Origin of the sequence: Pseudomonas sp. CM27 (assembly GCF_013179515.1) — a bacterium.
In the GTDB taxonomy this organism is placed as follows: Bacteria; Pseudomonadota; Gammaproteobacteria; order Pseudomonadales; family Pseudomonadaceae; genus Aquipseudomonas.
Genome location: NZ_JABMCN010000469.1, coordinates 1 through 862, shown reverse-complemented (window position 1 = coordinate 862; position 862 = coordinate 1). Strand labels below are relative to the sequence as shown.

Here is an 862-nt window from a genome sequence, read left to right as displayed (position 1 = left end):
TGGGCAGTATCGTGGTAGGTGCCGAAGGTACCTTCACCGTCATCCTCAACCCGGCCCAGGCCAACGGCGAACTGCTGGATGTGGTGGCCATCGACGCTAGCGGCGCCTCGTCCCTGCCGGTACAGGTCAGCGCACCGGACATCACCGCACCGGTCGCCCCGAGCGAACTGCTGATCAATGGCGACGGTACCGTCGTCACCGGCCGTGCCGAAGCTGGCAGCACCGTGCGTGTGCTGGCCGCCGACGGCACCACCGTGCTGGGCACCGTAGTAGTGGGCGCCACCGGCAGCTTCAGCATCACCCTCGACCCGCCACAAGTGAACGGCGAGCAGCTGCAAGTCACTGCCACCGACGTTGCCGGCAATGCCTCCACCGCTGGCAATGTCACCGCACCGGACATCGACGGCGGCGACACCACGCCGCCAGAGGCCCCGACCAATTTGGTCATCGGCCTGGCCGGTGGCCAGCTGAACGGCCGTGGCGAGGCCGGTGCCAGCGTCGAAGTACGTGATGCCCAAGGCAACGTGCTGGCCAACGGCACGGTCAACCCGGATGGCACCTTCCAGCTCACCCTGGACCCGCCGGTTAACGATGGCAGCAGCCTGCAAGTGGTGCTGACCGACGCCGCCGGCAACGAATCCGAACCGGGCACAGTGAATACCCCGGACCTGCAAGCCCCTGCGCAACCCACGGAGCTGGCCCTGGTTGATGGTGTCACCTTCAGCGGGCGCGGCGAGCCTGGCGCCACCGTGCAGGTGCGCGACGCTGCCGGTACTGTGATCGGCACCGGCCTGGTCAACGAAGACGGCACCTTCAGCCTCACGCTGTTCCCGGCCCAGGCCAATGGCGAGGCGCTGGAAGT

General features: G+C 67.6%; 1 protein-coding gene. It reads left to right on the top strand.

The window, feature by feature from the left end:
- The coding region (locus HP547_RS29010; RefSeq protein ID WP_172288939.1) for an Ig-like domain-containing protein at positions 1–862 on the top strand (862 nt) is incomplete at both ends.